This is a genomic window from Kitasatospora sp. NPDC048722, assembly GCF_040650235.1.
Taxonomy (GTDB): domain Bacteria; phylum Actinomycetota; class Actinomycetes; order Streptomycetales; family Streptomycetaceae; genus Kitasatospora.
This window is the reverse complement of record NZ_JBEZGX010000035.1, coordinates 93,461-99,959: the sequence shown is the minus strand read 5'-3', so window position 1 is coordinate 99,959 and position 6,499 is coordinate 93,461. Positions and strand designations below refer to the sequence as shown.

At 70.7% G+C, this 6,499-nt stretch carries 6 protein-coding genes and 1 pseudogene; 1 reads left to right on the top strand and 6 read right to left on the bottom strand.

All coding sequences use genetic code 11. The annotated features are described in order from the left end of the window. Nucleotides 1–103: 103 nt before the first annotated feature. The 5 genes and pseudogenes from AB0C76_RS24795 to AB0C76_RS24775 all read right to left on the bottom strand — a co-directional run. Nucleotides 104–511 (bottom strand): annotated as a pseudogene (locus AB0C76_RS24795) (MarR family transcriptional regulator); the annotation flags it as partial. Between the two features lie 152 nt (nt 512–663). After that, nucleotides 664–1,398 (bottom strand): AIM24 family protein, encoded by a 735-nt coding sequence (locus AB0C76_RS24790; RefSeq protein WP_359969430.1) that lies wholly within the window; start codon nt 1,396–1,398, stop codon nt 664–666. 104 nt (nt 1,399–1,502) lie between these two features. Continuing rightward, nucleotides 1,503–2,153 (bottom strand): AIM24 family protein, encoded by a 651-nt coding sequence (locus tag AB0C76_RS24785; RefSeq protein WP_359969410.1) that lies wholly within the window; start codon nt 2,151–2,153, stop codon nt 1,503–1,505. Beyond that, nucleotides 2,153–2,791 carry an AIM24 family protein gene (locus AB0C76_RS24780; protein ID WP_359969407.1) on the bottom strand — a complete coding sequence of 213 codons (639 nt, stop codon included), beginning with the start codon at nt 2,789–2,791 and terminating at the stop codon, nt 2,153–2,155. The genes AB0C76_RS24785 and AB0C76_RS24780 overlap by 1 nt, the downstream gene beginning before the upstream one ends. Before the next feature lie 56 nt (nt 2,792–2,847). Next, on the bottom strand, nt 2,848–3,642 hold the full coding sequence (locus AB0C76_RS24775) for a DUF2127 domain-containing protein (RefSeq protein WP_359969404.1): 795 nt from the start codon (nt 3,640–3,642) through the stop codon (nt 2,848–2,850). A gap of 245 nt (nt 3,643–3,887) precedes the next feature. Here AB0C76_RS24775 and AB0C76_RS24770 point away from each other — a divergent pair, with 245 nt between their 5' ends. Beyond that, nucleotides 3,888–4,202, top strand: a complete 315-nt coding sequence (locus AB0C76_RS24770) for a DUF3817 domain-containing protein (protein ID WP_359969427.1) — start codon at nt 3,888–3,890, stop codon at nt 4,200–4,202. Between the two features lie 216 nt (nt 4,203–4,418). Here the strand turns inward: AB0C76_RS24770 and AB0C76_RS24765 are convergent, their stop codons facing one another. Beyond that, complete coding sequence (locus AB0C76_RS24765) at nt 4,419–6,056, bottom strand: M4 family metallopeptidase (protein WP_359969401.1); 1,638 nt, start codon at nt 6,054–6,056, stop codon at nt 4,419–4,421. Nucleotides 6,057–6,499 lie beyond the last annotated feature (443 nt).

Below are 6,499 nucleotides of genomic sequence, written 5' to 3'. Positions count from 1 at the left end.
CGACTCCGAGGGCGGCGCGGCCCTCATGGCGCTGAACCTCCGCGAACTGGTCGAGCTGCTGATCACCGTCCCCTGGTGGCAGGACTGCCGCGCGTCGCAGGCCGCGCAGGTGCTCGGCGACGGGCGCCAGGGCTTCGTACATCGCGTCCAGCTGCTCCGGGGTGAAACGGTCGATGAAGTGGCTGCGGACGCTGCGCACGTGGTCCGGGGCGACGCGCTGCATCGTCTCCCAGCCCTGTTCGGTGAGGTGCGCGAAGAGGCCGCGGCGGTCGCCCGGACACTCCTGGCGGAGCACCAGGCCGGCCGTCTCCATGCGGGTGATCTGGTGCGAGAGCCGACTCTTGGACTGCAGGGTGGCCGTCGCGAGGTCGGTCATCCGCATCCGGCGGTCGGGCGCCTCGGAGAGGACGACCAGGATCTCGTAGTCGTTGATCGCCAGGTTGTGCGGCTGGAGCTCGCGGCCGAGCTGGTAGTCCAGCAGCTTGGCGACCTCCAGATGGGCGCGCCACATCCGCTGCTCCCGGGCGGTCAGCCAGGGAGTCTCGTCCTCGGGCTGCGACGCGGGGGCGTCCGCGGTGTCGGTGGGGTGCGTGTCCATGGGGCTCAGCATACCCCGATTTAGTTAAATCTTGTACGAGTTTACGGGGCGAAACGTCGTCCGGCTCAGGGTACCGACCCCTCGGCGCCCACGAGACCGACCGGCCGTCCGGCCATCACGCGCTCGGTGGACTGCAGCAGCACCTGGCCGGCGCCGACGAACTCGAACTGGTGCTCCTCGCCGGACACCCCACCGATGCCGGTCAGCCGCCGCAGGCCGCCGACCACGCCGTGCAGGTAGTCGTGGTCGTAGTGGTGGCAGGGCGCTGGGCAGTCCGCCCAGCCGACCAGTGCCTGCGGGTCCACCCGGATCGGCGGGTCGACGAAGTGCACCGGGCCGTTGGACGCGGCGACGAACCGGCCGGTGCCGAGCAGGGTCAGGAAACCCGGGACGATCGACTGCTTGAGCCGCAGCGCGGGGTCGAAGGCGAGCAGGTTGCCCGAGCGGACGGTCAGGTTGCCGTCGTCCAGGTCGTAGGAGTTGAGGTCGTAGGCGCGGTCCGCCAGCAGGAGCTTGCCGCGGCCCCGGGCGACGACCCAGTCGGCCGCGTGCAGCGGGGAGTTGAAGTGCAGGCTGAGCATCCGGTCGAGCGCGCCGGCGCCGACGCCCTGGAAGGAGATGTCGCCGTAGTAGGCGATCATCTTGCCCTTCTGCAGGAAGTACGAGCCGTCGAGGTCGACCGAGAACGCGTACGGGTTGACGTTGTCGTCGACCGGCAGGGTGTACGCGTCGTGGACCACCGGGCCGGCGCCGTCCCGCGGCTCCGGGAGGGGGACCGGGAGGTCGTACTGGGTGGGCATCGGGATCGCGAGGCCCGGCTGCGTCGGCTGGTCGTAGGGCGACTGCCCGTACGCGGGCCGGCCGTACGCCGGCTGCCCGTACGGCGGCTGGGGCGGGTGGGTCATCAGAGCTTCTCCTCGCTCGCCTGGACGTACACCGCGCCGTGCCCGTCCAGCTCCAGCTGGAACGCCTCGCCGGAGCCGCGGCCGATGAACTCGCGCCAACCCAGCGCTGTGGACAGTCGGTTGCGCACCTCGCCGCGGTGGGCGACGTAGGCCTGCGGGTCGACGTGCACCGGCTGCCCGGGGACGATCGGCAGCTCGAAGACGCCGCCGTGCGCCATCACCGCGACCGCGCCGTGCCCGTCCAGCCGGGTGGTGAACAGCCCCTGGCCGGTGGCCTGGCCGCGGACGACGCCCATCACCCCGCCCTGGGCGCCGAGGAACGTGGTGGACTGGCGCAGCGAGCCCTCGAAGGCCAGCAACCGGTCCGCCTCGACGAACAGGGTGTCCCCGGTCAGGTCGATCACGTGCACGTGGTGGCCGCCGTGGCCGAACATGACGGTGCCCTGGCCCTCGACGGTCATCAGCGGGGTGTCCTCGTTCGCCACGCGGCGGCCGATCATCGACATCACGCCGCCCTGCCCGCCGGTGATGTTCGGCGTGAAGCGGACGTCCCCGGTGTACGCGATCATCGCGCCGCGCTGGCTGAACAGCCGCTGTCCGGGCAGCACCCGGGCCTCGACCAGCTTGCCGTTGAGCTGCCGGAAGGCCATCAGACGTCACCTCCGAGGGTGTGCTTCTCGGAGGGCTGGACGTACACCAGGCCCTCGCCGGTGAACTCCACCTGGACGGCCTCGCCGCCGCCCTCGCCGATCGCCGTCGTCCACCCCGCGCCGGACTTGAGGCTGCGGTGCAGGCTGCCGGTGTGCGCGACGTACGCGCCCGGGTCCACCCGCAGCGGCATGTCCTTGCCGACCCGCAGGACGACGGCGGGGCCGTTCGAGGTGACGGCGGCCCAGCCGTGGCCCTCCACCTTGGTGGTGAACAGGCCGTTGCCGGAGGAGACGCCGTTCAGCCCGGTGAAGGTGGTGCCGGTGCGCAGGGCGGCCTCGGTGCACAGCAGGTTGTCCGCCTCGACGTACAGCACCTCGCCGGTCAGCCGGACCAGGTTGATCTCGGTGGCCCGGTCGGCGAAGTAGCAGGTGCCCTGCCCCTTGACCTCCATCACTTCCATCTGTTCGCCGGTCAGCCGTCTGGCGACCATGCCGCGCAGGCCGTCACCGCCGCCGGTGAGCTTCTTGAAGGCCATCTGCCCGGTGTAGGCGACCATCGAACCGTTCCTGGCCTTCACGGCGTCGCCCGCCAGCTCGACGGCGAGCACCCGGGACCCCTGGAGTCTGAACTGTGCCACGGCCGCAATGTAACCGGAGCGGCCGTGGCCGTGGGAGGGGGCCCGGGCGTGTCCGGTCAGGTGCGGGCGTGCGCGCCCCGGGACGGCGGCACCGTGCCGGCCGACTCCTCGACCTCCAGCAGCGAGGCCGAGTGGCGCTCCGCCTCGAAGGCGACCACACCGCCGCGCAGGCCGAACAGTCGCTTGGAGAGCATGATCCAGATCACCGCGGCGATGTTGAGCAGCAGCGTGCAGATCTTCAGCACGCTCACCTTCTCGTGCAGCTCGTAGCCCTCCAGCGGGAGGAAGGCGGCGGTCGCGATGACGGTCAGGTACTCGGCCCAGCGCTTGCCCAGCCACAGGCCGAAGGCCTCGACGATCTCGATCAGCGCGTAGGCGACCAGCGCGCCCGCGACGATCACCAGGGTGCTCTTCTTGTAGTCGAAGGTCTTGCGGATCGTGTCGACGATCGGGGAGTGCTCGATGTCCCAGTTGAAGTGGTCGGTGACCGGCTTGAAGACCGTCAGGTCCTGGTCGAAGACCCGGTGCACGGCGTCCTGGCTGTTGGAGAACTTCCAGACGCCGAACGCGACGATCAGGATCAGCACGCCACGCAGGATCCGTTCGACGGCCAGGAACCGCAGGATGAAGATGTCGCGCAGGGCCTTGCCGCGCGGGACCAGCGGGGCGTCCTCGGCCGGGCCGGAGCCGTGCGGGGCGCCGAGGGCGAAGTCCCCGCAGCGCAGGCAGCGCCAGGCGTCGCCGAGCGCGGTCGCTGCGTGCAGCCGGGAGGCGAGCTCGGGCTCGGCCGGCGCGTAGGTCACGTGCCCGCGCTTGGCGCAGGTCCTTCGGTCCCAGTCCCGCTTGAACATCGGTGGCTACCCCCGTCGTGCGTTGCGTACGGCGCCCGGTTCGCCGGGCGCGGGCAGCAGGATAGGGGCACCGGGCGACACGGTGCCCGACGCGGCGCCGTTCTGGGGCCCGGTTGTGACATCGGGCACCCCGGGCGTGCTGCCGGGCACCCCGGCGGCCGGTTCGGACGTGTGCTCGGTGATAATGGCCGGGAGGCTTGTGAGCGGGTTCACAAGCAACCTCCGACCCCCGCATTGAGGTATCCATCGTGAACAGCAGCGCCGTCCACCGCCTGCGCCTGGTCTCCGGCCCCGAAGGGGTCTCGTTCATCCTGCTGCTGATCTGCTCGGTGCTGAAGCGGACCACCAGCTTCGACGCCGTCCCGGTGATGGGGATGGTCCACGGGATCCTGTTCATCCTGTACGTGGTCTTCTGGATCCAGGCGTGGCAGGCGCAGAAGTGGGACGCCAAGCGCGGCGTCCTGCTGTTCGTCCTCGCGGTGCTGCCGACCGGCGGCTTCTTCGCCGAGCGGATGCTCGGCAAGGAGGAGCGCGGGGAGCTGCAGCCGGCCGCCGCCTGACGCCCTCCGTCCCACGCGCAGCCGGTCGACAGGCTGTCGCGGCCTCCTCTCCCAAGGGCCGCGACAGCCTGTCGCCGTTTCCGGGGGTGGCTCCGACAGAAGCATGACAATTCGCGGCGGGGAAGAACAGGGCGCCTCGGGGGATTGGCCGGGAAAAGGCCCTGCGGACGTTCGGACGTCCGCAGGGCCCTGTGCCGTGCGTCGGAGTGCCGTGCGTCAGTTGACGTTGACGCCGCTCCAGGCGGCCGCGACCGCCTTGTACTCGGCGCTGGTGGCGCCGTACAGGTCCGCCGCCGCCTTGAGGGTGCCGGTGCGGGCGCCCGCGTAGTTGGTGGTGGACGTGAAGTAGACGGTCAGCGCGCGGTACCAGATCTTCGCGGCCTTGTCCCGGCCGATGCCGGTGAGCGTCGAACCGTTGGACGTCGGGCTGTTGTAGGAGAAGCCGTTGAGGCTCTTCGCGCCGCTGCCCTCGGACAGCAGGTAGAAGAAGTGGTTCGCGACGCCGGAGGAGTAGTGGACGTCCAGGTTGCCGACGCCCGAGTACCACGAGTCCGCCGAGGAGCCGTCCTTGCTCGGCTTGTCCATGTAGCGAAGCGGCGTGCCGTTGCCGTTGAGGTTGAGCTGGATGCCGATGAAGTAGTTCGGCGGGGTGGAGGGCAGGTTGGCGTAGAACTCGACCATCTTGCCGAAGATGTCGGAGGTGGCCTCGTTGAGGCCGCCGGACTCGCCGGAGTAGTTGAGGCCCGCGGTCGCGGAGGTGACGCCGTGGGTCATCTCGTGGCCGGCCACGTCGAGCGCGGTGAGCGGGTGGGTGTTGCCGGAGCCGTCGCCGTAGGTCATGCAGAAGCAGGTGTCGTTCCAGAACGCGTTGACGTAGTTCGAGCCGTAGTGGACCCGGCTGGTGGCGCCGACGCCGTTGTTCTTGATGCCGTTGCGGCCGAAGGTGTTCTTGTAGAAGTCCCACGTGGTCGCGGCGCCGAACTGGGCGTCCACGGCGGCGGATTCGGAGTTGGACGCGCTGCCGTTGCCGAAGACGTTCGTGGTGTTGGCGTAGAGCGTGCCGGAGCCGGAGGTCTTGCCCTTCAGGTTGCTGGTGGACTGGCCGCCGCGGGAGGCGTCCTTCAGCTGGTACGACGAGCCGCTCAGCGTCGTGGTGAGCGGGACCTTGCCGACGAAGACGCCGGTGCCGCTGCCGGCCGCGGTCTGCACCTGCTCGTGCGAGGACAGCACCTCGCCGCTCGCCGCGTCGGTGACGAGCAGCTGGCTGCTCGGGGTGCCGTCGGCGCGGACGCCCTCGACGGTGGTGCGGTACGCGAGTCGCGGGTTGCCGTCGGAGGCCCACACCACCAGCTCGGCCTTGCCGGTCTGGTGGACGGCCGTCAGCGGGGACTCGTCCTCGTCGGCGGCGATGCCGACGGTCGACTGGACGGCGCTGCCGGCCTGCGCGGCGGCCTGGTCGGCGGGGATCGCCGGGGTCAGGCTGGGCACCGCGATCGGGGCGGCTATCGCCTTGTCGACCGACTCGACGGCGCCGCCGGCGCTCTGGTGGACCACCAGGTCGCCGCCGAGCACCGGCAGTCCGGCGAAGGTGCGCTCGAAGCGCAGGTGGCGGGTGCCGTCGGCGTCCACCACCGCGTCCTTGGCGACGAGCTGCTCCTGACCGCCGAGGGCCAGGGCCTTGCCGAGCGGCCCGGCCTGACCGCCGGCCAGCGCGAGGGCGGCGGCGTACTGCTGCGCGGCCTGCGCCTGGAGCGCGGGCGCGGGGGTCGCCACGGCGGCGGTGCCCACCTGGACGACGCCGGTCAGGAGGGCGGTGGCGGAGAGTACGGCGACGGCTGCGAGCTTTCGCTTCACGTGCGAGTCCTTCCGGGAAACCGCGGGTGCGCGGTCGCGCCGCGTCCCGGGGGCCGGGGTCGGCACCTTGGGGGCGGAACGGGCGCTGACGTGCTGGGCAACCCCGTGCGGCAGGCGGCGGCGCACCGATGGGTGGGGGTGGTGGCCGCTGAACGGGGTTGGCCGAAAGCATGACAATCGAGCAAACGAAATGACAGGTCTAGTTCATGAATTGGCCAAGTCCCGCCAGGACGAAGCATTGTGAACGGGCCGACAAAACCGGCCGAATCACCCCGCCTTTCAGCGGGTTACCGCCCGAACCGAGGCCTGATAGCGGGGTGGACCGCCGATTCGGTGTCAACGGCCGTGCCGTGACCCTGCGTTGGCGGGCCGACACACCGCCGCAATGTCCAGGTATGGACCTGCCCGCCCGATTGGCGGGATCCCGCCACGCGCCGTCGCTT